Origin of the sequence: Crossiella cryophila (assembly GCF_014204915.1) — a bacterium.
GTDB lineage: Bacteria > Actinomycetota > Actinomycetes > Mycobacteriales > Pseudonocardiaceae > Crossiella > Crossiella cryophila.
The window spans coordinates 5,997,341-6,020,837 of record NZ_JACHMH010000001.1 but is presented as its reverse complement, the minus strand read 5'-3'; the positions used below and the strand labels follow the sequence as shown (position 1 = coordinate 6,020,837).

Here is a 23,497-nt window from a genome sequence, read left to right as displayed (position 1 = left end):
CCGGCGGCGTTCCTCGGCCCCCGGCTACCGGAAGTCGTCGGCATGATCGGCCGCCCATCGTGCGTAGGTGTGAGCGGGCCGGTTCAGCACCCGCTCGACGTCATCGGTCAACTCCGCCGCCCCCACCAGATCCGATTCGGAGACAGGAGCGTCCTCAGGTCCCAGCATCCACTCGACGAAGGTCCGGTCACAGCCCTGGGCCAGCCAGTCCGCCCGCGCCTGGTCCGGGCTGATCGCCTCGAAGCGCAGGTCGCGCCCGATCGCCGCGCCGATCGCGGCGACCTGCTCCGGCGGGGTGATCAGTCCGGGTCCGGTGAGCACGTACTTGGCGCCGTGGTGTCCGTCCTCGGTCAGCGCCGCGACCGCGACCGCGGCGATGTCCGCCTCGTGCACCATGCCCGCGGCGATCTTGCCGAAGGGCGAGCGCACCACACCCGCGGCCCGGATGGCGGGTGCCCAGTCCAGCGTGTTGGCCATGAACTCCCCGGCCCGCACGTGTGTCCACTCCACCCCGGCGGCCTCCACCGCCTGTTCCACGGTCACCTCGTCGGCGTGGTGGTAGTCGGCGTCCCCGTAGCCGGGTTCGTCCTCCACCACCGCGCCCGAGGACAGCGTCACGATCCGCCGCACGCCTGCGGTGGTCGCGGCCGCCAGCACGTCGTTCACCGTCGCCGACACAGCGAAAGCAGGTGCCAGGAAGAGTCGATCCACGTTCTCGAACACCCCGGTGAGGGTCTCCGGGTCGGTCAGGTCCCCGCGGAGGACCTCGGCGGACTCAGGCAGGCTGGCCCGCACCGGATCCCGGGTGAGTGCTCGCACCGTGTGCCCGGCGGCGAGCAGTTGCCGCAGCACCTCGCCGCCGATGGTTCCACTGGCCCCGGTGACCATGATCCGCATGACGCCCCCCGTTACTCAAGTTTGAATGGAGCGCAACTGTAGCGACCACCGAGGCCCACGACAAGCCATGGGACTAGCGGGCGGATCGGCGCAGCCCGACCACCTGCAGTTCGGCGAACACCGCCACCGCCGCAGCCTGGACCAGCACAAACGCCACACCCAGGCCGGTCATCGGCAGGATGGCGGCAACCACGACACTGGCCACCACCCACAGCGCGTTGATCACCACGATCTCCCACGCGCCGACCCGGCTGAGCTGCCGCCGCAGACCCACGGTGGCGACTCCGGCCGCGAACACGACCAGCACCACACCCGCCCCAAGCAGCAGTCCGGCGGACAGGCCCAGCAATTCAGCGAGGAAGGAGCTACCCAGCAGCAGAAGCACACCCATGGCGCCGGAGGCCACCGCGTCCAGCCGCAGGGCGAGGCGGAGCAGACCGGTGGGGTTGGCGGTGGCGGCGGAAACCTGAGTGGTCATCGTGACTCCTTGATCGGAAGTTCGGCTGTCCCTGTGGGCATGACGATCTCCCGCCGCAGGTCAAGCTGTCGATTACCTCAGAGGTAATGCCGCAGGTCAGGACCTCACAAGTCCCTGATCACCCGGCAGGGGTTGCCGGCGGCCAGCACCCGCTCGGGCAGGTCCTTGGTGACCACGCTGCCCGCGCCGACCACGGTGTTGGCGCCGATGGTCACGCCGGGGCAGACGATGACTCCGCCGCCGAGCCAGGCGTTGTCCCCGATGGTGATGGGCGCGGCGGTCTCCCAGCGTTGCCGCCGCAGCTCGTGATCCTCGATCGGGTGCAGGGCGGTGAGCAGCTGCGCCCGCGGGCCGATGGACACGTCATTGCCGATGGTGATCGGCGCGCAGTCCATCAGGATCGCGTCGTAGTTGATGAAACTGTTGTCCCCCAAGCGAATGAGGTAGCCATAGTCACACTGGAACCGTGGCATGATCCACGATCCGGCGCCGATCCCGCCGAGCAGCTCGGTCAGGATCTGTTGCCGTGCCTCGTCCTCACCGGAGCGGGTCGCGTTGAACCGGTCCACCAGCTGCTGGCAGTGCCTGCGCTCGGCGACCAGCGCGGGATCGTTGTCGCGGTACAGCTCGCCGCGCAGCATGCGTTCCTTTTGCTCGCTCATGATCACCCACACTAGCCAGCCGAGGTGCTGGGCGGGCTCGAATGCCATGCCGGGAACGCGAGGGCGCCAGGGAGTTCGATCACTCGCTGGGGACCCGGGTGGGAGTGAGGGAAGGACGAGGTCGCCCACCCGGAGCCTGTGTCGCCCGGCCGAGGACGCTCGCGTGCCGTGCCGTGCCTGGCCGGGCTGGGCCGGGCGATGCGGATCGTGCGGTGCGGTGCCGTGCGGGCATGCGGTGCGGGACGCGTGCTTGGCGTCGTGTCATTGGCCTGGCTCGACGGGCTTCACTCGGTGCTCGACTTGCCGATCATGGCGCTGCGGTGGGATCCGTGCCCATCGTGGTGCCCGTGAGCGCGGACAGGGTTTCCGTGAAGCCGGTCCAGGCTTGTTCGGTGTCCGGGGTTCGGGTGTGTGGGGAGCGGAACCAGTGCAGGAAAGCCGCCATGTCGTCGAGGGCCCAGCGCAGGCGGTACAGCTCCAGTGCCGAGTGATCGACCGGGCGGCCGCTGATCTCGGTGTAGTGGGCCAGGTCCTGGTCGTCCTGGGCGACCAGCCAGAGGTCGCGTTCGGGGGCGGCCAGGCCGACGGTGTCCCAGTCGAGCAGGATGTGGCGGTTTTCCAGACGCATCAGGTTGCCGGGGTGGGGTTCGCCATGGGTGATCACCGGGGTGCCATGCGGAGTGGCGGCTCTGCGATCGAACTCGGCCAGGCGGTGGTGGAGGCCGGTGGCGTGCTGGGCGGTCAGGGCGCGGGCGGGTTCGGCGAAGGGGCCGCCGGTCCAGAGGGTGCGCAGGGAGGTCAGGGCCGCGGTGAGGTAGGCGCGGGACGGTAGCGCCGGCTGGCAGATCGGGGTGGCGGCTGGGGGTTTGGTGCGGTGGAGGTGGGCCAGCAGGGTGAGGGTGGCCGTGCGGTCGGGGCGGGTGACGGGGTCGCCGAAGTGGCCGGTGGTGCCGTCCAGGAATGGGAAGACGCTCAGGGCGTAGTGCGGGCCGAGGCGGCGGAGGGTCTCGCCCTCGGGAGTGGACACCGGGGCGGCGACGAAGTCCAGGGGGAGGGTGGCAGAGGTGGTCATGGCTTGGCGGAGGCCGTGCCAGGCCGTGGCGGGAGTGGGGCCGCAGTGGGGTTTGGCGGTGAGGTCCGCGACGGTGATGAACCAGCGGCGGGTGTGCTGGTCGGTGACGGTCCAGTGGTGGTCGCCGAAGCCGACGGGGGCGTGGGTGAGGGTGACGGCGGTGATGTTCCAGGCGTGCAGGGCCTGGTGCAGGGTGTGGTCGTCCAGGTCCGGCGGCCGGTCTTTCATGGCGGGGAAGCTAGTTGGTGGGGACTGGTCGGGGCACTTGGTTTTGGGGAGGTCGTATCGCCGTGCGGTTGGGCGGGACGGCGGCCAGGGCCGCCGCCGGCGTTTGGCTGAGGTGGAGGGGGCCGGGCCGGGCTGAGGTCGCGTGGGCCGGGCGCGGGCTGGGGCCGGGCGCGGGCTGGGGCTGGGGCTGGGGCTGGGGAGGAGGCTCCCATGCCTTGGGCAGAGGGGAACAACGGCTCGGCGCGAGAGGGCGACGGCGCGGTGGGTGGATCGGGTGGTGTCGGCAGCGCGATGCGGCGCGGGGCAGCGTAGAGCGGCGCGGCGGTGGTGTGGGCGGCGCGGATCAGTCGCGGCGCAGAACGGCGCGGCGCGGCGGTGTGGGGATCGGGTGGCAGGCCGCGTGGCTGCGGAGGTTGGGGTCAGACGGGGTACTGGAGGGCGATGTCGCGTTCGGTTTTGCCGCCGTCGAAGTCGGGGGCCTGGCTGGTGTCCTTGGTGGGGCTGGTTTCCGACAGGGGGATGCGGTCGGGGAGTTTGGCGAACTTGGGTTCTGGCTTGTGCTCGGTCATGGACTCACCCCTTTTCTTTCGAGGTTAGCCGACGCGCAGGCCCAGCGCCGTGACGATGACCAGGGCTTGTTCCGGGTCGATCACGGCGCCTTCGAGTTCGGCGGCGCGGGGGTCCAGGGCCGACAGGTCTGTGCCGCGGAGGTCGGCCTGGGTGAGGTCGATCCGGTGGAGTTGGGCGTTGGTGAGGTCGACTCGGTGCAGGGTGGCGCCGGTGAGGCGGGCGGCGGTGAGGTTGGCCTCGTGCAGGCGGGTGCCGGTGAAGGTGGCTCGGCTGAGGTTGGCGCCGGGCAGGGCGGTGTAGGACCAGTCGCCGCCGGTGACCTTGAGCAGCTCGAAGGTGCAGTGCTCGAAGGTGCTGCCGGTGAGTTTGCAGTCGACGAAGGTGGTGTCGAAGAAGCGGCTGCGGGTGAAGGTGCAGTTCAGGAAGGCCGTGCCGGTGTGGGTGGCGGCGTTGAGGCGGCACTGCCGGAAGGTGCAGTCGAGGAAGTTCGCCTGACGACTGGACATCTCGGACAGGTCGACGTCGTGGAAGGCGACCCTGGTGAAGGTCTGGCCGTCGAGGTCCTGCTCGATGTCCCAGTCCCGGTTGTGGATGGTGGTGTCGGCGGCCGGGGGCTGGGCACGGCGGGGGCGCTCAGGCATGGGGGCGCTCAGGCATCGGCAGGGCCGGCCGGGGTTGGGTCAGTCGGGGTAGGGTCGACTGAGGCGGGGTCGGCCAGGTTGGGGTCGGCCAAGGTCGGGTCGGTTGGGGCGGGGTCGACTGGGGTGGGGATGACGCGCAGGCCGGTGACGCGCTCGGTGAGGGCGGTGACCGGGTCGGGGGCGTCCAGGGTGAGGTTGTACTCGGCCAGGGAGCGGGTGAGGCGTTCGGCGGCGTTGCGGCGGCCTGCGGGGCTGACCGCCATCACCAGGCTCACCGTCACCCCGCCGGGGGTGGTGTCGACGCGGTAGGTGCCGGCGCGCATGGCGCGCAGCGCGTGCTGGACTAGCTCGACGGGGATGGCGGGTTCCGGTGGCACGGGTTCAGAATGCCCTGACCAGGTTCTCAGCCGCGCACGGGGGCGGTGGCCAGGTGGCAGGCGACCTCGATGTCGGTGGCTCCGGTCAGGATGGGCAGGTCGCGGCGGCGGCAGGACTCGGCCACCGGGTCGGCGATGCCGGTGGCCAGGGCTGGGCATCGGGGGTGGAAGCGGCAGCCGCCGGGGACCCTGGTGGGGTCGGGGGCCTCGCCGGTGAGCACCGTGGGTGTCTCGCCGAGCACGGAGAGCAGGGCCTGGGTGTAGGGGTGCTGGGGGTGGGTGAGGACCTGTTCGACCGGGCCCACCTCCACGATCCGGCCCAGGTACATCACCGCGACCCGGTCGGCGATGTTCCAGGCCAGGCCCAGGTCGTGGGTGACGACCAGGGCCGCGAGGTCGAGGTCGGCGCGGAGTTTGAGCAGCAGGGCCAGGATCTCGCCGCGGACGGAGGCGTCCAGGGAGGCGACGGGTTCGTCCGCGATGAGCAGGCGGGGGTGCAGGGCGAGGGCGCCCGCGATGACCACGCGCTGGCGCTGGCCGCCGGAGAGTTCGTGCGGGAAGGTCCGGAAGAACCGTTCGGGTGGGCGCAGGCCCGCACGGGAGAGGGCGTCGGCGACCTGGTCGGCCTCGTTGCCGGGGGTGCGGTGGATGCGCAGGCCCTCGGCGACGGCCTCGTAGACGGTCTGGCGCGGGTTGAGCGCGCCGGTGGGGTCCTGCAGGATGAGCTGGACCTGGCGGCGGTAGGCGCGCAAACCCTTGGTGGAGTAGGGCAGCGGCCGGCCTTCGAAGCTGACCTGGCCGCGGGTGGGGCGTTCCAGGCCGAGCAGGGTGCGGGCCAAAGTTGTTTTGCCGCAGCCGGATTCGCCGACCAGGGCGGTGATCTCGCCCGCGTTGACGGTGAGGTTGACCCCGTCCACGGCGCGGGCGGTGGCGCCGTTGCGGGAGCGGAAGTGCACCGCGAGGTCCTCGGCGCGCAGCAGCGGGCTCATCGGGCGGCCTCCTGGGCGGGGACGTGGGCGTGCACGCAGGCGGCGGTGTGTTCGGGTCCGGCGGGCCGCAGCTGGAGGTCCTGGGTGGCGCATTCCGGTTGGGAGACACCGCATCTGGGGTGGAACGGGCAGCCGCCGGGCAGGTCGGCCGGGTCGGGTGGGTCGCCGGGCAGGCCGCGCGGGGCCATCCGGGAGGCGGGGTCGCCGACGGTGGGGAAGGCGGCTGAGAGCGCCGCGCTGTAGGGGTGCACGGGGGCGGTGGTGACCTGGTGGGAGGGGCCGAGTTCGACGATGCGGCCGGCGTACATCACGGCCAGGCGCTGGCAGGTCTGGGCGAGCACGGACAGGTCGTGGCTGATCATCATCAGGCCGATGCCGCGTTCGGCGACCAGTTCGGCCAGCAGGTCCAGGACCTGGGCCTGCACCATGACATCCAGCGCGGTGGTGGGTTCGTCGGCGATGACCAGGCGCGGGGAGCAGGCCAGCGCGAGGGCGATCATCACGCGTTGTTTCTGCCCGCCGGAGAGTTCGTGCGGGTAGGCGCGGGCGTGCCGGGCGGGCAGTCCGACGCGTTCCAGGAGTTCGGCGACCGCTCTGTCCACATCGGACTGTCGGCTGGAGGCGGCGCCGGCGCCGTTGTGCAGCAGGATGGGTTCGGCGATCTGCTCGCCGATGCGCCGCACCGGGTTGAGCGCGTGCATCGCGCCCTGGAACACCACCGAGGCGGCGGCCCAGCGGACCGCGCGCAGCCGTCCCCAGGACATGCCGGTGACGTCCTCCCCGTCCAGGAGGATCTGCCCGCCGATGGTGGTGCTGCGCGGCAGCAGCCGCAGGATGGACATGGCCACGGTGGACTTCCCGCAGCCGGACTCCCCCGCCATGCCGAGGGTCTGGCCCGCGTCCAGGGACAGGTTCACCCCGCGCACGGCGGGTACCGGGCCGCGGGCGGAGGTGTAGGTGATGGTGAGGTCGCGGAGTTCGAGCAGGGTCATCGTCAGCGTCCCCCCGAGGTCCGCAGCCGTGGGTTGAGCACGGTTTCCAGGGCCCGCCCGCACAGGGTGAAGGCCAGCACGACCAGGACGATGCCGATACCGGGCGGGATCACGTACCACCAGGCCCCGGCGGAGACCGCGCCGCTGTTGAGCGCGTTGCGCAGCATCGATCCCCAGGTGACCTGGGTGGGATCGCCCAGGCCGAGGAAGGACAGGGTGGACTCGGCCACGATCGCGCTGGCCACCTGCAGCGTGGTGTCGGCGAAGACCAGCGGCAGGGTGGAGGGCAGCACGTGTTTGGTGATCAGGTGGGTGTGGCCGCCGCCGAGGGCGCGGGCGCGTTCGATGTAGGGCCTGGCCTCCACCGCGAGGGTCTGCGCGCGGACCAGGCGGGCGGCGCTGGGCCAGGAGGTCAGGCCGATGGCGAAGACGATGGTGACCAGGCCGCGGTCGAGCACGCTGCTCAGCGCGATGGCCAGCACCAGGGAGGGCAGCACCAGGAAGAAGTCGGTGAAGCGCATCAGCACCGCCGACACCCAGCCGCCGAAGTGCCCGGCGAGCAGGCCGACCACGGTGCCGATGAGCATGGTCAGCACCGCCGCGGCCAGGCCGACGGTCAGCGAGATCCGGGCCCCGCCGAGCACCAGCAGCAGCACCGAACGGCCGGTCTCGTCGGTGCCGAGCAGGTAGTCCCCGCCCGGCCCCTGCAACGGGCGGCCGGTGGTCTTGGTGACGTCGAGGTCGGCGGGGTCGGTGAACAGCGGCGCGGCCACGGCCAGCAACGCGAACAGGACCAGCCCGGCCAGGCCGACCAGGCCGCCGCGGTCGGTGCGGAACTGCCGCCAGGCGCGACCGGCGGCCTCGCGGCGGCGGGCCCAGGCCAGGGCGCGCGCGGTCTGGGGGGCGCTCATGAGGCACGCACCCTGGGGTCGAGCACCCGGTAGAGCAGGTCGGCGGCCACGTTCATGGCGACCACGGTTCCGGCGAGCACGGTGAACACCCCTTGCAGCAGCGGCAGATCGGGCACGCTGAGCCCGTCGTAGAGCAGCAGTCCCAGTCCTGGCCAGGAGAACACGGTCTCCACGGTCACCGCGCCCTGCACGACCAGGCCCAGCCGCAGGAACACCAGCGTCACCGTGGGCAGCATGGCGTTCGGCACGGCGTGCTTGCGGCGGACCGCGTCGTCGGTCAATCCCTTGGCGCGCGCGGTGTTGAGGTAGTCCGCGCCCATCTCCTCCAGCAGCGCCGAGCGCATCACCAGCTGGTACTGGGCGAAGACCACCGCGACGAAGGTCAGGCAGGGCAGCACCATGTGGTGGGCGATGTCGAGCACCTGCGGGAAGAACTCATCCGGTGTGGACGGATCGAGCATGCCCCGGGACGGGAAGGCGTTGCCGGTGGCCATCATCAGGATCAGGCCCAGCCAGAAGGTCGGCACCGACCACAGGGTCAGCGAGATCCCGGTGGAGAACTGGTCGAAGCGGCTGCCGTGCCGCCAGGCGCTGCGGATGCCCAGGCTCAGCCCGATGACCACCGCGATCAGCGTGCCGGTGCCCACCAGCAGCACGGTGGGCCCCAGGCGTTCCAGGATCAGCTCCCCCACCGGGCGCCGGTAGGTGTAGGAGGTGCCCAGCTCACCCTGGAACAGCCCGCCGAGGTAGTCCAGGAACTGCATCCACAGTGGACGGTCCAGGCCGAATTCGGCGCGCAGCTGGGCGATCTGCTCGGCCCCGACCGGGCGGCCGCGGGTCATGGTCTGCACGGGGTCGCCGGGGATGACCCGGAACAGCAGGAACCCGAGCACCGCCACGAAGAACACGCTGAGCAGCGCGCCACCGAGCTTGCCGAGCAGGTAGCGCGCGGTGCCGGTGGACCTCCTGGTCTCCTGGGCGGTGGGTCCTGGCTGCTCGGTCGGGGCGAGCAGGTCGCTCACGCACTCACTCCCGGTCGTCGGCGCCGGCCTTGCGGCGGCGGGTCACCAGCAGCACGGCGCCACCGCCGAGCACGAGCACGGCGACCACGATGCCGATGATCAGCCCGGTGTTGCTCCCGGATCCGCTGTCGCCGGTGGCCGCGCCCGCCGGGGTGGCGCTGTAGTAGCCCCACATGCCGTTCTGCTCCCGGATGACCCCGCCGGTGCTGGGCTGGAGGGCGAAGGCGGCGAACTTGTCGCTGCGGTAGGCCTCCAGCGCGTTCTCGTAGTAGAGCACGATGCTGGCGGCCTGATCGACGGCGACCTTCTGCATCCGCTTGACCAGTTCGCCGCGCTTGGCCCGGTCGAACTCGCTGAGCTGGGCCTTGTACAGCTCGTCGTAGGTCTTGTCGCACAGGTAGGCGTCCGTGGTGGCGCCCTTGCCGTCCGGGCCGGGCCGCTGGTCGCAGGTGTGCAGGCCGAGGATGAAGTCCGGGTCGGGGTTGGTGCCCCAGCCGGAGAAGGCGATGTCGTACTGGCCGCCGGTGGTGCGTTCGTTCATCTGGTTGCTGGAGATGGTCTGCAGTTCCACGCCGACGCCGATGTCGGCCAGCCAGCTCTTGATGAACTCCGCGCCGGTGATGTCGTTGGGCCGGTCGTTGCGGGCGTAGAGCCGGAAGGTCAGCGCCTTGCCGTCGGGTCCGACCCGGATGTTGTTGGCGCCCTTGGCATAGCCGGCGGCGTCCAGGGCGGTGTTGGCCGCGCCCGGGTCGAACTTGGCGCCTGCGGCCTCGGGGGTGAGGTGGAAGTCGGCGTAGACCGGGGGCAGGAAGCCGCCGCCGACCTGGCCGAAGCCCTGCAGCACCCGGTCGACCAGGGCCTTGGGGTCGATGGCCTTGGCGATGGCCTGGCGGACCCGGATGTCCTTGAGCGCTGGGTGGCCGTCACCGATGGGGGCGCCCGCCTTGGTGGCCGCGCCGGGGTTGAGCACCAGTTCGGAGAAGCGGCGGCCGTTGGCCTTGTTGAGCGTGACGGTGGCCTCGCTCTGCAGCGACTGGTACTGGGCCGCGGTGAGCCGGTTGACCAGGTCCACCTCGCCCTTGCGCAGGGCCTGCACGGCGGCGTCGCTGTTCTTGAAGTACAGGAAGTGCAGCTCGTCGATCTTGGGGGCGCCGCGCCAGTAGTTCTTGTTGGCCTTGAGCTTCACGTGCTGCTCGGGCTTGTGTTCCAGCAGGGTGAACGGCCCGCTGGAGACCACCGGCTGGGTCTCGTTGGTGAAGTCCTTGAGGTTGCTCACCTTGGACCAGACGTGCTCGGGCACGATCGGCACGTCAAGGGCGAGCATGGTGGCCTGCGGTGTCTTGGTCTTGATCACCACCTGCTTGCCGTCGGCCGAGGCGGTCACCGACTCGAAGTTGGCGACGAAGTTGCCGTTGGCGGTGGCCGCGATCGGGTCGCGCAGCATCAGGTTGTAGGTGTAGGCGACGTCCTTGGCCGTGATCGGCGCGTCGTCGGACCACTTCGCGTTGTCCCGGATGGTGAAGGTCCAGGTCAGCTTGTCCGGGGCGGTGGTCCACTCCTTGGCCAGCGCCTCGCCGGGGCTGTTGTCCTCGACCTTGTAGGAGGTGAGGAAGTCATACATCAGCCTGCCGATCTCCGTGGAGGACTGCAGGCTGGCCAGGAACGGGTTGAGCGAGTCGATGCCCTGCAACAGGCCCACCCGCAGGACGTTGCTCGCGGGTTGCTGCGCGGTGGCGGCGGGCGCTCCCGCGAGCATGGCGGGCGCGGCCATCACCGCACCGGCGAGCATCGCGCCGAGCAGTCCGCGCACCCTGCGTGCCGAGGTCATCGACTTCCCCTTCCAGGCTGGTGCCAAGAAATAACCATCTCGCCACATAACAAGTCAACGAGTACCGCGAAGTACTGACCAGGTCGTAACGTGATCAACCGTGCGCATTCTGATCTCGGCCGATATGGAGGGCGTCACCGGGGTGACCTGGGGCGCCGACGTCAAGCCCGGCTCTCCCGGCTGGGAGCGGTTCCGGCCGGTGTTCACCGGTGACGTCAACGCCTGCGTCGCCGGCCTGATGGCCGGTGGCGCCACCGACATCCTGGTCAATGAGGCCCACTCCTCGCAGCGGAATCTGCTGATCGAGGAATTGGATGTGCGGGCGCGGCTGCTCACCGGGCGGCACAAGCCGCTGTCGATGATGCAGGGCATCGACTCCGGGATGGACGGGGTGGTGTTCCTGGGCTACCACGCCGCGGCCGGTCAGCAGGGCGTGCTGGCGCACACCTACCTGGAAAACTCCGTCACCGGGGTGTGGCTGGACGGGGTGCTGGCCAGCGAGGGCAGGCTCAACGCGGCCCTGGCCGCCGAGCACGGCGTCCCGGTGCTCATGATCACCGGGGACGACCGGTGCTGTGCGGACGCCGCGGAGTACGTGCCGGCGGCCGAGCGGGTGGCGGTCAAGGAGTGCGTGAGCCGCTACGCCGCGATCTGCCTGCCGCCCACACGGTCCTGGGAGCTGATCACCGAGGGGGCGCGACGGTCGATGACCCTGGCCGGGCGCACCGCGGTGGCGCCGGGGCCGCACCGGATCGAGGTGGAGTTCGACGCGGCGCACCTGGCGATGGCCGCGGCGGTGATCCCCACCGTGGAGCAGATCGGGGTGCTGCGGGTGGGTTTCGACGCGCCGGACATGACCGAGGCGATGAAGTGCTTCAAGATCGTCACGGCTATCGCGGGCGGGGCGACCGAACCGGACTGGGGCTGAGTCAGCGGGTCCCGGCGGGCGCGGTGACCGGGTAGTCGGGCAGGTCCACGGCGTGCGCGGCGTGCTGGATCTGCTCGTGCATCCTGGCCGCGATCCGGTTGCGGGTGCTGGAGGGGGTGAGCTTGAGCAGCCGGAAGGACAGGCCGCGCAGGCGGCGCTGCCAGGCGGTGTCGGTGATCATGCCCTTGGCGCTGTCCACGCCGAGCCGCTGGTTGACCTCGACGTAGGGCCGCATGATCCGCTCGTAGCCGGCGAAGGCGGTGGTGTGGTCGGCGTGCCTGACGAGTTCGCCTGCCAGGACGTAGGCGCCGACCAGGGCCAGGCTGGTGCCCTGGCCGGAGGCGGGTGAGGCGCAGTAGCCGGCGTCGCCGAGCAGCACGATCCGGCCGGTGCTCCAGCTGGGCAGGTGGATCTGGGCGACGGCGTCGAAGTAGAAGTCCGGCGCGCTGGCCATCTCGGCCAGCAGGTTGGGCGCCTGCCAGCCGATGCGGGCGAAGGCGGTGCGCAGGGCCTGCTGCTGGGCGGCGACGTCGCGGCCGAGTCCGAGGTCTCCGGCGCCGAACATGAGCATGCCCTTGGCCGGGTCCCGGGGGCTGGTGCGGTAGATGCTGGCGGTGCCGCCGACGCCGTTGTGGAACAGCTCCCAGCGGTCCAGGTCCTGGTGGTGCCGGGTGGTGAAGATCGAGATGTAGCGGCCGAGGTGGCGCAGGTAGTCCGATTCGGGGCCGAAGGCCAGCGCGCGGGTGTTCGAGTGCAGGCCGTCGGCGCCCACGACCAGGTCGAAGGTGCGTGGCGCGCCGTGCTCGAAGGTGACCTGCACGCCCTGCTCGGTCTCGGTGAAGGCGGTGGCGGAGTCGCCGTAGACGAACTCGACCTCCTCCCTGCAGGCCGCGACCAGGATGCGGCTGAGGTCGCCGCGCCAGAGTTCGGCGTCGCCGGTGCCGCGGCCGTACATGAAGTCGGCCTCCATGGTGGCGATCGGCTTGTTCTTCGCGGTCACGAAGGTGACGCCGCGGACCTTGGTGTCCACCGCCTCGATGGCCGCGCGGATGCCCATGCGCTCGCACACGGTGATCGCCGCGCCGCGGACATCGATCTTGTAGCCGCCTTCGCGCGGGGCCGGCGCGCGCTCGAGGACGGTGGGACGGAAGCCGTGGCGGCGCAGCCAGTAGGCGAGGGCGGGGCCGGCGATGCTGGCGCCGGAGATGAGCACGGTCTTGGTCATGACCGGAATCATACGAACGTATAGAACATCTGTCTAGTACGTTTGTATAAGACGTCCGTCTGGATCAGCTCCGAGGAGGGTGACCATGACCAACAACCGGGAATCACTGCTGGCCGGAGCCAAGAAGTGCCTCTACGACAAGGGCTATGCCCGCACCACCGCCCGGGACATCGCCGGCGCCTCCGGGGTGAGCCTGGCCGCGATCGGCTACCACTTCGGCTCCACCCAGGAGCTGATGAACCAGGCCCTCTACGCCGCGATCGGGGACTGGGGCGAGGAGCTGGAGGCCACCCTGGCCGCCGAACTGGACCCGGAAACCACCACGCGGCAACGGTTCGAGACCTACTGGGAGCGGGTGCTGACCAGCTTCCGCACCCACCGGCGGATGTGGGTGGCCACCTTCGAGATCTTCCCGCTCATCGACGAACTGCCCCAGGTACGCGCCGGCCTCGCCCAGGGCATGGAGCACGCCCGGATCGGCCTGGCCACCCTGCTGCGGGGCGTCGGCGCGGGCGGTGGGGACGCGCGGGAGGTCGGCGCGGTCCACCAGGCGCTGCTCAGTGGCATCCTGGCCCAGTGGTTGATCGACCCCGAGGCCGCGCCCAGCGCCGCCGAACTCTCCGCCGGACTGCGCCGGATCGCCCAGGACCTCGCCGATGACTGAGTTGCGGGTGGCGCACACCGCCGACCTGGACGCCCGGACCCGGCACGCGCTGCGGGAGCTGCTGGACCTGACCTTCGACGGCGAGTTCACCGACGAGGACTTCTCGCACTCCCTGGGCGGGATGCACGCGCTGCTCCACGCCGAGGGCACGCTGATCGGGCACGCCTCGGTGGTGCAACGCCAACTCCTCCACGGCGACCGGGTGCTGCGCACCGGCTACGTCGAAGGCGTCGCCGTGCACCCCGGCCACCAGCGCCAGGGCCACGGTGGCCGGCTGATGGCACCCCTGGAACGGATCATCCGCGAGGGCTACGAACTCGGCGCGCTCGGCGCGGCGCAGGACGCCCAGCGCCTCTACCGCGGCCGCGGCTGGCTACCCTGGCTGGGACCGACCTTCGCGCTCACCCCCGCCGGGATCGTGCGCACCCCGGCGGAGGACGACGCCGTCCACGTCCTGCCCGTTGGTCCGGCACTGGATCGCACGAGCGGGCTGACCTGCGACTGGCGAGTGGGCGACGTGTGGTGAAAGTTCACCCGATCGCCGGATGTACGTAGTTACACCGACGCGACCAACCCCGGAATGCGACGAGCATTCGCTGGTGCCACCAGTCCGGGAGGGATCCGCCATGACCAGCACATTCGTCGGCCACGACCTGGGCACGCTGCGCCCCGTCCCGCATGTGGCGACCTGGGCGCCGACCGGCAACCCCGGTCTGCCCGAAGAACTGCCCGAACCGGGCGTGCTCGGAACCCACGACGGAGTTCACTACACCGTGGATCCGGCCACCCCACGGTGGCTGCGCGCCCACCACCCGCGGTCACTGACCCCGGACCCCGACCTGGACATCCCACTCGGTCCGACCCCACTGCCGCTGACCGGGATCCGCGGCGGCCTGCTCACCCCGAACTCCCGCGTCCTGCTCATCGCCGCCGACCCGAACGCGGTGTTCTGCTTCGACCTGCTGCACGTGCCCGGCCAGCTCCACCCGGTCGGGGTGTGCACCGGCGCCCGCCTGCTGCCCGAGGTGCCCGGCCAGGCCACCGGTCTGGTGCTGCGGCCGTGGTGGCACGGCGGGGAGTACACGCCGCTGCACGTGCTCACCGCGCACGGCGGCGCACACGGACTGGCCGTGCCGGAGCCGATCGAGCTGTAAAACCGCCGCCCACGCGCCCGATGTCCGTAGTTTCCACGACGCACGGGCGCACACCGATGACAGAAGCTTGATGTGGTGGAGTCGCCCGCGCTTGGGGGTGGCGGGCGCCTCCCCCATGTCAGCGCCGGCGCGGAAGGACCGTCATGGCCGAGTACAGCACAGAAACCCAGCCGCCCGGCTTGGCGTCCCCCGAGGTGTCGGACTGGACCGAGGTCCGCACCGGATCCGTGTGCTGCGACCACGTCTGCTGGTACCTGCCCACCAGCGCACCCGGCGGCCGGGCCCTGGGCGCGCACGCCCACGACGGCGAGAACCTCGGCCTGCTCCACCCCGCCCCGCCCGTGCTGGCCACCGCGGGCAGCTTCGGCGCCCCGGTCTCCCACCGCGGCCACCTCGACGTCCCCGTCACCGGCCCCGCCGGCATCTGGCGACTACGCCCCGACGGCACCGCCCAGAGCTGGCTGCCCGCCAGGGAACTGCCGGAGGAGGGCCTGTTCACCTGGTGCGGCAACCAACTCGGCCTGCTCTACACCAGCGCCACCCACCACCCGCGCACCCTGCGCGCCTACGACCCCACCACCCTGAGCCACCTCCCCTATTGGGACATCGACCTGGGCCCCAGCCCGCTGCCGCTGACCCACATCCGCGGCGGCGTGTTCACCCCCAACCGCCGCCTGCTCCTGGTCGCCAGCGGCCCCGACGGCGTGAACACCCTGGCCTGCTTCGATCTGGTGCAGAACCCCCGGCACCACCGTCACCCGCTCTCGGCCCGCTGCAGCGGGGCGCGACTGCTGCCGGAGATCACCGGCGAGATCACCGGCCTGGCCATCCGCCCGGTCTGGATCGGCGACACCTACGCCCCCGTGCACATCCTGTCCACCGCGGGCTTCCCCGCCCACAGCTTCCGCGTACCCGACCCCGACAACCTGTGACCCGGGTTCGGTTACGGTCTGGGCGTGCCGGCCCAGCCTGACCCCGACCACCACCCGCTCCCCGCCCCCGTTTCGGCGGCGTCGAAGTGGCTGACGGTCCCGATCCGCCGCCGGGTCCTGTTCATCGCGCACAACCTCACCACCGCCACCCGCCTGCTGGACATCCTCCCGATCTTCGAATCCGATTTCCGGGTCCAGATCACCTTCACCTGGCCGGAAACCGACCCCTTCCGCCACGGCCTCCCCGAATTCCTGGAAAACCACGGCTTCCTCACCATGCCCTGGGCGGAAGCGTGCGCCGCGCCGTTCGACCTGGCTGTCACCGCGAGCCACCATGCCGGGATCGACCAGGTCAGCGCGCCGCTGGTGATCTTGTCCCACGGAATCGGCTATACTAAAAAGTCACCCGAATCCCGAATCCCGAATCCCGAATCCCGAATCCCGAATCCCGAATCGCGGCCACCGCGACAGCAGCCCCAATCCCGGCCGCGGCCGAAATCGCGGACCCGACCGAACCTCCACCAGCCCCGGCCCTCTCCGGCGAAGCGCACTCCCCTGACCCACTCCACCCCGGCGCCACTCCCCCACCGGAGGACGTCTTCGGCCTCTCCGACGAGTGGGTCCTGCGCGACGGCGCCCCCTTCGCCAAAGCCCTCGTCTTCTCCCACCCCGAACAAATCACCCGCCTGACCCCCGCCGCCCGCCCAGCGGCCGTGCTCGCCGGCGACCCCTGCTACGACCGCATGCTCGCCAGCCGCCACCTGACCCCCCGCTACCGCGCCGCCCTGGCCGCCCCCACCGGCCGGACCCTGATCGCGATCACCTCGACCTGGTCCGACACCGCCCTGTTCGCCACCCCGGACCTGATCCGCCGCCTGCTGGCCGAACTCCCCGCCGACACCCACCAACTGGCCCTGATCCTGCACCCCAACATCTGGCACCACCACGGCCCCCAACAAGTCCGAACCTGGCTCGCCGACTGCCTCCGCGCCGGCCTGCTCCTACTCCCCGAACACGAAGGCTGGCGAGCCACCCTCCTGGCCGCGGACCTCGTCATCGGCGACCACGGCTCGGTGACCTGCTACGCCGCCGCCCTGGACCGCCCGGTCCTGCTGGCCACCTTCCCCGCCGACCGTGTGGCCCCGGGCTCCCCCGTCGCCCGCCTCGGCGAACTCGCACCTCGCCTGGATCTCGCGGTGGCGCTGCGGCCTCAGCTTGAGCGCGCCATCGCCGGTCACCGGGCGCCGGTCGTGGGGCTGGTTCGGGGTCAGGCGGGTGATGGGGATTCGGGCCGCCGAGGGCGCTCCAGCGGCGCGTCCAGCCACGATCCAGCGAACCCCGCGAGCGTCGCATGGGCCGCGAGCCCCGCAGGTGCCGAGGGTTCTGCCGATTCCGCGAGCCTGGCAAGTCCCGTGGCCAGCGCGGCTCCAGGCGAGGCCGGGCAGGATCCGCGCGCTGGCGGCCGCTACGCCGAGGTGGCGGAGCTGGTGACCTCGGCGCCCGGCGAGTCGGCGCGGCTGCTGCGAGCGCTCTGCTACCGCCTGCTCCACCTGCCGGAACCACCCACCGAACCGCCGGTCCCGGTCCTGCCGCCGCCATCGGCCACCAGCGCGCCTGGCGCACCCGCCGCACCTGGCGCGGCCAGCGCCACCAGTGCGCTGGGAGCCACCAGCGCGCTCAGCGCACACCGCTGGCTCGCCCCACCTGGCACGCCCGGCTCGCCCGCCGCGCTCACCACCACCACGGCGAGCGCGGGGCGCCCAGCCGCGGGGCCTCACGCCGTAGACCTGGGGGCCGATCCGCTCCGGCGCGACCGGCCCGGCGATGCCGACCAGCCCATCGGCGTCGATCACCCCGTCGGCAGCCAGCTCGGCACCAGTCACCCCGGCGCCAATCCGATCACCGACGTCCGGCCGATCGCCGGCATCCCGGCCGGATCCCCCACCCCACGGCCCGTGCTCCACGCCGCCTGGGTGACCTGCTCGCTGATGCCGCCCCTTGCGGGGTCCGCCGCCGCCACCGTTCCTCTGCGGAACGCAAAAACAGGCGATTTGGTTGCCTTCGCGTTTCTGTCGCGTCACCCGGCCGAGCTAACCGAGGCTCCGGACCACGCTCATCTCGCTGTCCACGCCGACCACCCGCTGCCCGGCCTGCGCAACGCGGCTGATGTGCTGTTCATCCAGTTCAGCGAGTTGCGGGAGACTCCGGAGGAGTGGCTTTCCCTTACCTTAGCGGCTCGGCCGGGGGCTGTTGTGGCCGCGGTGGTGGATGGCCGGAACTGCTGGATTCTCACCCGGACCGGGGACAAAGCCGTGTTCGTCGCGGCGGGTGCCGATGATCCGGTGTGCTGGGCTTCGGTGGCGTACGCGGCGGTGCTGGGTGGGCGGCGGCTCGTCGAGCTGGCCGGGGTGGTGCTGCGGTTCGAGTGACGGGGTGGGGCGGGGGCGGGGGCGGGTCAGCGCTGTTCGTCCAGTTCTCGGCGCAGGTCGTCGAGTTCAGTCTGGGCCTCTTCCTGCTTGTCCGGGATCTTGGCGGCGATCAGCTGGTCCAGGGCGTCCCGGTACGCGGTTTCCGCCTCGGTCCGCTCGCCAAGGGCGCGGTGGACCCGGGCTCGTTCCAGGCGGATTCGGGCCAGGTTGCCGGTGTCGGCGTCGGCGAAGCGGGACTTGGCCTCGTCGAGTTTGGCGGCGGCGGTGTGCGGGTCGCCTGCTTTGCGGGCGATGCGGCCGCGGTGCATGGCGTAGAGGGCCAACGAGCGGGGGCGGGTGGGGCCCGTGGCGGTTTCCTCGGCTTCGGCGAGCAGGGCGTCGGCCTTGGCGTAGTGGGTGGACTGTTCGGCGGCGAGGCCGAGGCCTTCCAGGCAGGCGGCCAGGTAGCGCGGGTGCCGGAGTTCGCGGGCCGGGGTCAGGGAGTCCTCGAAGGCGGCGGTGGCCTCGGCTGGGCGGCCCAGACCTTCGTAGCCGTGGCCCAGTTCGTTGAGCAACACCATGCGCGCCAACGGATCCTCGGTCACCGACAGCGCGAACCGGCGGGTGTCGACCAGTTCCTCATAGCGGTTGGTGTCGTAGTACCAGCGGCACAACGCGTGGCTGACCTGCCAGATCAGCTCACCCCGGCCGAGCCGCTGCGCCAGCGCCTGCATCTCGCGCAGGGTCACCGCGTCCGCGTCCAACTCCCGCCGCGCGACCTCGGCGGTGACCTCGGCCGCCGGGATCTCCACGGCGAGCGGCCCCTCCAGCTCCCGCTGCGAGTAGAGCGCCTTGGCCAGCGCGATCGTCCGGCGGGCGTGCCCTTCGACGATGCCGGTCTGGATCCGCACGATCTCCGCGGGCAGCTCGACCAGGTAGGCCCGCGCCACCGACTCGGCGTACTGGGCGGTCAGCCGGTGCCAGGAGAACCGGGTCTGCTCCCGCTGGAGCACGAACGCCCGTTCCAGCTCCCGCAGCACCGCGTCCCGGGCCGCCTCCTCCAGTCCCAGCAACTCGGTCACGGTGAACAGGCCGAACCGGGTGCCGGGCAGGAACGCGAGCAGACGGCAGGCATCCGCGGCCGCCGGGGACAACTCGGTGAAGGTGACGCGCAGGATCGCCTCGACCGGCTTCTCCCCGTCCACCTCCAGACCGCCCGCGCCGTCCCGCCGGATCCGCGCGATGTACTCCCGCAGCGGCACTTCCGACCAGGCGTGCAGGTAGGCCGCTGCCGCGCGCAGGGCCAGCGGCAGCCTGCCGCACACCTCGACCAGCTCGCGCACCTCGGCGGGTTCCCCGGCCCGTTCGATCATCGAACTGACCATCTCCACCGCGGCGTCCTCGCTGAACTCGGCCAGCCGCAACTCGGCGAAACCGTGGAAGGCCAACGCCTCCAGCTTCTGCCGACAGGACAGCAGCACCGCGCATCCCTTGAGCGCGGGCAACAATCCGGTGAACTGACCCGCGACACGCACGTCGTCCAGCACCACCAGCACCCGCGACCCCGCGCACTCGCGGCGGATGAGCGCGATCCGCGCCGGATCACCCACCGGGATGTCGTCCTCGGCCACTCCCAGCTGCCGCAGCAACTCGGCGTAGACGTCAGCGGGCGGCACGTCTCCCTCGAAAGAGCCGAACAACACCCGATCGAAGTCCTCACCCAGCCGGTAGGCGAGTTCCGCCTGCAGCACCGACTTGCCGATACCGGCCGGACCGGTCAGCGCCACCCACCGCCGCGACCCGGTCAGCCACGCCCGTACCTGGTCCAGCTCGTCAAGCCGGTTGTGAAACGCGATCATCGCCAAGCACCCCCTACCGCCCGACCCTACCGGCCCTCGATCGCGGTGCGCGACCGCATCAGCACACCCGGTCAGCGACCAGTTCCGCCACCCGCGCCACCGCCCCCTCCCCCACGATCCGCTCCCGCAACCCCGCCGCCCGCGACCGCATCCCGGCATCCCCGGCCACCCGCGTCACCGCCCGGTACAACCCCGCCGCCCGCACCGGCGCGGCCACCGGAACCGCCACCCCCAGCTCCACCAGGCGCCGCGCCGTCCCCTTCTGATCCCCCGCCCTCGGCGTCACCACCATCGGCACCCCCGCCGCCAGGGACTCCAGCACCGAGTTCATCCCGGCATGGGTCACGAACACCTCGGCGTGCGCCAGCACCGCCCGCTGCGGCAGGCGGCGGCGGGCGATCACGTTGTCCGGCAACCAGCCCAGCTCACCCGGATCGGTCGCGCCGGTGGCCAGCAGCACCAGCCAGTCGGTGTCGGCGAAGGCATCGGCGGCCGCGCGGAAGAACTCCGGGCCGCGCGCGAACACCGTCCCCGGCGACACCAGCACCACCGGCCGATCCTCGATCTCCCGCCACGGCAACGGATCCGGCCCACGATCCGGCTCGCGCAGCAGCGGGCCGACGAAGTGGAAGCGCGGCGGGAAACTCGCCCGTTCCGGCTGCAACTCCGGCAACGTGGTCACCAGCACCGGATCCACGCCCCGGCCCGAGGGGTGCAACCGGCTCAGCCCGACCCGCCCGGCGAGCGCGGCCGCCAGATCGCCGTAGCGGTGGCGGGCGGTCTCGGCCAGCACCGCGTCGTTGACCGCGTACGTCGTGCTCCACACCATCGAGGGCACCCCGGCCGACCGCGCGATCCTCCCCGCCCAGCCACCCATCACATCCCACACCACCAGACCCGGCCGATCCGCGCGGATCACGTTACGCAGCAACGCTTTGCTCGCCTGGTCCGAACGCAGCCGGGTGCTCACCGCCCGCCCGATCCGCGGCAACTCGGCCCAGCGGAAGCGGTCCGGCACCCAGGTGTCGAACCCCACCGGCACCGCGAGGACCTCCGCGCCGGTGGCGGCGACCGCCTCGGCGAAGGCCGGGCCGACCAGCACCCGCACCCGCGCGCCGCGGGCCACCAGCTCCCGCAACACCGGCAGCAGCGGGTTCACATGGCCGTGGGCGGAGTACGGCACGAACATCACATCGATCACACCAACCGACCGTAATCGGTCCGTCCACCACTGGTGGCAGGATGGGTGAGTGCCCACTCAACACGCCGTCGTCCTCGGGGGCGGACTCGCCGGGATGCTCGCCGCGCACGTGCTCGCCGAGCACGTCGACACGGTCACCATCATCGACCGCGACGAGCTGCCCGAGGGCCCCGAACACCGCAAGGGCACCCCGCAGGCCCGGCACACGCACGTCTTCGTCGAGGGCGGCTACACCGCCCTGGAGGACCTGCTGCCGGGCATCGTCGAGGAACTCACCGGACTCGGCGCGCAACGCCTGAACCACCCCACCACCATCCTCATGCGCACCCCCGCCGGCTGGCGCGAACGCCTGTCCCCGGAGGCAGGCGTGCTCAGCGCCAGCCGCGCGCTCACCGACTGGGTGGTCCGCCGCCGGGTCCTCGCCCACCCCCGCATCACCGTGGCCGCACCGGCCACAGTGGTCGGTCTGCTCGGTGATCGCCGCCGGGTCAGCGGCGTCCGGCTGCGCGACCGCGGCGCCACCGACACCCGCCGCCTCACCGCCGACCTGGTCGTGGACGCCACCGGCCGCTCCTCGCACACCCACGAGTGGCTGGCCGAGTTCAAGATGCCGACCGTGCACCGCGAGCACATCGACTCCGGCATCCGCTACTCCACCCGCGTCTACCAGGCCCCACCCGGCACCCCGGCCGGATTCCCGCTGCTGGTCGTGCAGTCCGACCCGCACTCCAACCGCCCCGCGGTGGCCGGGATGCTCTCCCCGATCGAGAACGACCGCTGGATCGTCACCGTGGTCGGCCCGAAGCACGATCCGCCGCCCACCACCGAGGCCGAGTACCAGCCGTTCCTGCGTGGACTGCCCGATCCGGTGCTGGCCGACCTGGTCGCCGCGGCCACCCCGCTGACCCCGCCGCACGGCTTCGCCAACACCGCCAACCACCGCCACTTCTACGAACGCGCCCGGTTCTGGCCGGACGGACTGCTGGTGCTCGGCGACGCCTACGCCACCTTCAACCCGATCTACGGCCACGGCATGGCCACCGCCGCGCTGGCCGCCCGCGCGCTGCGCCGGCGCTGGCAGCGCCACCACCCGCTGCTGCCCGGCTCGGCCCGCCGCGCCCAGCGCACCATCGCCAGGGTCACCGAACCGGCCTGGCGGCTGGCCACCGCCCAGGACCTGCGGCTGCCACACACCACGACCACCGGCCGCGCCCCTGGCAAGCTGGCCCGGCTCAACTACCGCTACGCCGACCGGATGGTGGCCGCCATCCCCGGCCGCCCCGACATCCTGCGCACCAACCTGCGCGTGCTCACCCTGCTCGCCTCACCGTTGCGGCTGTTCAGCCCACGGATGATCTGGCAGGTCCTGCGCGGCCCGCGCGGCGCCTACCTGCCCGAGGTGCCGCTGACCGCGGCGGAGCGCAAGATCCTCACTCCGGCGAACGGAACGACCGCCGATAGCTAGCCGGGGACACCCCGACCAGCAGCCGGAACCGGTCCCGGAACGCCGTCGGTGAACCGAAACCGACCTGTGCGGCGATCCGGTCCACCGAATGCCCGGTGGTCTCCAGGAGGTGCTGGGCCCGCCGCAACCGCTCCCGCGTGATCCACTGCAACGGGGTGGTGCCGGTCTGCTCGCGGAAGCGGCGGCTCAGTGTCCGGGTGCTCAACCGGGCCTGCCGCGCCAGCTCGACCAGGCTCAGCCGCCGTTCCAGGTTCTCCGCCAGCCACACCAGCAACGGTTGCAGCGAACCACCGTCGGGGGCCGGGTCGGAGTGCGCGATGAACTGGGCCTGCCCGCCCGCGCGCTCCAGCGGCATCACCGAGACCCTGGCGATGTCGGCGGCCACCGCGGCGCCGTGATCCTTGCGCACCATGTGCAGGCACAGGTCCATACCGGCCGCCGCGCCCGCGGAGGTCAGGATCTGCCCGTTGTCCACAAAAAGCACATCCGGATCGACCTCGATCGAGGGATAGCGGGCCGCCAGCGCGGCCGCGCCCAGCCAGTGCGTTGTGGCCCGCGCCCCGTCCAGCAAACCGGCCTCGGCCAGCACGAACGCCCCCGAACAGACCGAGGCGATGCGCACCCCGGCCGCCGCGGCCACGCGCAGGGCGGCCAGCACCGCGGGATCAGCCGGAACGGTGACATCGCGGACGCCGGGAACTATCACGGTGTCCGCACCGGCCAGTCCGCTCAGGTCCCAGCGGGTGCGCAACTCGAACAACCCGGCGTCCACCACACCACCGGCCGAGCACACCCGCACCTGGTAGGCCGGGTGCCCGTCGGGCAGCCGGGTCCGCTCGAACACCTCGCACGGAATGGCCAGATCTGAGGGCACCACATCGTTCAACGCCACAATGGCCACCACCCGCATAAGGCCCCACCCTACCCATCACCGCAGCTCAGCGAGGTGGCTGAAACTCGGTGTTTATTGGCTTTCCAGCCACTCCTCTCCTGG

22 protein-coding genes and 1 pseudogene are annotated in these 23,497 nt (G+C 71.6%); 8 read left to right on the top strand and 15 right to left on the bottom strand.

The genetic code is table 11. From position 1 onward, the window contains the following. Positions 1-24: 24 nt before the first annotated feature. The 11 genes and pseudogenes from HNR67_RS26360 to HNR67_RS26305 form a co-directional block, all read right to left on the bottom strand. Positions 25-897, bottom strand: coding sequence for an NmrA family NAD(P)-binding protein (locus HNR67_RS26360; RefSeq protein WP_185004903.1), 873 nt, complete (start codon positions 895-897; stop codon positions 25-27). A gap of 73 nt (positions 898-970) precedes the next feature. Continuing rightward, a complete protein-coding gene (locus HNR67_RS26355) occupies positions 971-1,375 on the bottom strand; it encodes a hypothetical protein (RefSeq protein ID WP_185004902.1) in 405 nt (134 codons plus the stop codon). Positions 1,376-1,479: 104 nt separating this feature from the next. Continuing rightward, complete coding sequence (locus HNR67_RS26350) at positions 1,480-2,037, bottom strand: sugar O-acetyltransferase (RefSeq protein WP_185004901.1); 558 nt, start codon at positions 2,035-2,037, stop codon at positions 1,480-1,482. Between the two features lie 307 nt (positions 2,038-2,344). Then, the gene (locus HNR67_RS26345) at positions 2,345-3,337 is read right to left on the bottom strand and encodes a phosphotransferase (RefSeq protein WP_246492601.1); all 993 of its coding nucleotides are present in this window, start codon (positions 3,335-3,337) and stop codon (positions 2,345-2,347) included. A gap of 419 nt (positions 3,338-3,756) precedes the next feature. Beyond that, positions 3,757-3,906 (bottom strand): hypothetical protein, encoded by a 150-nt coding sequence (locus tag HNR67_RS26340; RefSeq protein WP_185004900.1) that lies wholly within the window; start codon positions 3,904-3,906, stop codon positions 3,757-3,759. A 24-nt stretch (positions 3,907-3,930) separates the two neighbouring features. Further along, the gene (locus HNR67_RS26335) at positions 3,931-4,548 is read right to left on the bottom strand and encodes a pentapeptide repeat-containing protein (RefSeq protein WP_185004899.1); all 618 of its coding nucleotides are present in this window, start codon (positions 4,546-4,548) and stop codon (positions 3,931-3,933) included. Between the two features lie 8 nt (positions 4,549-4,556). Next, the gene (locus HNR67_RS26330; RefSeq protein WP_185004898.1) at positions 4,557-4,925 is read right to left on the bottom strand and encodes a hypothetical protein; all 369 of its coding nucleotides are present in this window, start codon (positions 4,923-4,925) and stop codon (positions 4,557-4,559) included. Between the two features lie 110 nt (positions 4,926-5,035). Further along, a pseudogene (locus HNR67_RS46730) lies at positions 5,036-6,906 on the bottom strand (dipeptide ABC transporter ATP-binding protein); the annotation flags it as partial. Between the two features lie 2 nt (positions 6,907-6,908). Continuing rightward, complete coding sequence (locus HNR67_RS26315) at positions 6,909-7,817, bottom strand: ABC transporter permease (RefSeq protein ID WP_185004895.1); 909 nt, start codon at positions 7,815-7,817, stop codon at positions 6,909-6,911. After that, a complete protein-coding gene (locus HNR67_RS26310) occupies positions 7,814-8,839 on the bottom strand; it encodes an ABC transporter permease (protein WP_185004894.1) in 1,026 nt (341 codons plus the stop codon). Before HNR67_RS26310 ends, HNR67_RS26315 begins: the two co-directional genes overlap by 4 nt. Positions 8,840-8,843: 4 nt before the next feature. After that, complete coding sequence (locus tag HNR67_RS26305) at positions 8,844-10,667, bottom strand: ABC transporter substrate-binding protein (RefSeq protein WP_246492600.1); 1,824 nt, start codon at positions 10,665-10,667, stop codon at positions 8,844-8,846. A gap of 100 nt (positions 10,668-10,767) precedes the next feature. Between HNR67_RS26305 and HNR67_RS26300 the strand changes: the two genes are divergently transcribed. After that, positions 10,768-11,595: a M55 family metallopeptidase gene (locus HNR67_RS26300; RefSeq protein WP_185004893.1), complete on the top strand. Its 828-nt coding sequence runs from the start codon at positions 10,768-10,770 to the stop codon at positions 11,593-11,595. Position 11,596: 1 nt separating this feature from the next. On the opposite strand, the gene HNR67_RS26295 is transcribed toward HNR67_RS26300, so the two are convergent. Further along, entirely contained in the window at positions 11,597-12,820 is a 1,224-nt protein-coding gene (locus HNR67_RS26295; protein WP_185004892.1) for an FAD-dependent monooxygenase, read from the bottom strand. 85 nt (positions 12,821-12,905) lie between these two features. Here HNR67_RS26295 and HNR67_RS26290 point away from each other — a divergent pair, with 85 nt between their 5' ends. The 6 genes from HNR67_RS26290 (at position 12,906) to HNR67_RS26265 (ending at position 17,999) form a co-directional block, all read left to right on the top strand. Continuing rightward, on the top strand, positions 12,906-13,484 hold the full coding sequence (locus HNR67_RS26290) for a TetR/AcrR family transcriptional regulator (protein WP_185004891.1): 579 nt from the start codon (positions 12,906-12,908) through the stop codon (positions 13,482-13,484). Beyond that, on the top strand, positions 13,477-14,010 hold the full coding sequence (locus HNR67_RS26285) for a GNAT family N-acetyltransferase (RefSeq protein ID WP_185004890.1): 534 nt from the start codon (positions 13,477-13,479) through the stop codon (positions 14,008-14,010). Before HNR67_RS26290 ends, HNR67_RS26285 begins: the two co-directional genes overlap by 8 nt. Positions 14,011-14,110: 100 nt before the next feature. Beyond that, positions 14,111-14,638: a hypothetical protein gene (locus HNR67_RS26280; RefSeq protein WP_185004889.1), complete on the top strand. Its 528-nt coding sequence runs from the start codon at positions 14,111-14,113 to the stop codon at positions 14,636-14,638. A gap of 143 nt (positions 14,639-14,781) precedes the next feature. Next, positions 14,782-15,570 carry a hypothetical protein gene (locus tag HNR67_RS26275; protein WP_185004888.1) on the top strand — a complete coding sequence of 263 codons (789 nt, stop codon included), beginning with the start codon at positions 14,782-14,784 and terminating at the stop codon, positions 15,568-15,570. A 24-nt stretch (positions 15,571-15,594) separates the two neighbouring features. Further along, positions 15,595-16,260 (top strand): superantigen-like protein SSL4, encoded by a 666-nt coding sequence (locus HNR67_RS26270; RefSeq protein ID WP_185004887.1) that lies wholly within the window; start codon positions 15,595-15,597, stop codon positions 16,258-16,260. A 23-nt stretch (positions 16,261-16,283) separates the two neighbouring features. Continuing rightward, positions 16,284-17,999, top strand: coding sequence for a hypothetical protein (locus HNR67_RS26265; protein WP_185004886.1), 1,716 nt, complete (start codon positions 16,284-16,286; stop codon positions 17,997-17,999). Between the two features lie 26 nt (positions 18,000-18,025). Here HNR67_RS26265 and HNR67_RS26260 read toward each other — a convergent pair whose 3' ends face one another. Together HNR67_RS26260 and HNR67_RS26255 are read right to left on the bottom strand one after the other, a co-directional pair. Continuing rightward, a complete protein-coding gene (locus HNR67_RS26260; protein ID WP_185004885.1) occupies positions 18,026-19,837 on the bottom strand; it encodes an NB-ARC domain-containing protein in 1,812 nt (603 codons plus the stop codon). Positions 19,838-19,895: 58 nt separating this feature from the next. Next, positions 19,896-21,038 carry a nucleotide disphospho-sugar-binding domain-containing protein gene (locus HNR67_RS26255; RefSeq protein ID WP_185004884.1) on the bottom strand — a complete coding sequence of 381 codons (1,143 nt, stop codon included), beginning with the start codon at positions 21,036-21,038 and terminating at the stop codon, positions 19,896-19,898. Positions 21,039-21,087: 49 nt separating this feature from the next. On the opposite strand from HNR67_RS26255, the gene HNR67_RS26250 reads away from it, so the two are divergent. Beyond that, on the top strand, positions 21,088-22,503 hold the full coding sequence (locus HNR67_RS26250; protein WP_185004883.1) for an NAD(P)/FAD-dependent oxidoreductase: 1,416 nt from the start codon (positions 21,088-21,090) through the stop codon (positions 22,501-22,503). On the opposite strand, the gene HNR67_RS26245 is transcribed toward HNR67_RS26250, so the two are convergent. Further along, a complete protein-coding gene (locus HNR67_RS26245; protein ID WP_185004882.1) occupies positions 22,469-23,413 on the bottom strand; it encodes a GlxA family transcriptional regulator in 945 nt (314 codons plus the stop codon). The genes HNR67_RS26250 and HNR67_RS26245 overlap by 35 nt on opposite strands. Between the last annotated feature and the right edge of the window lie 84 nt (positions 23,414-23,497).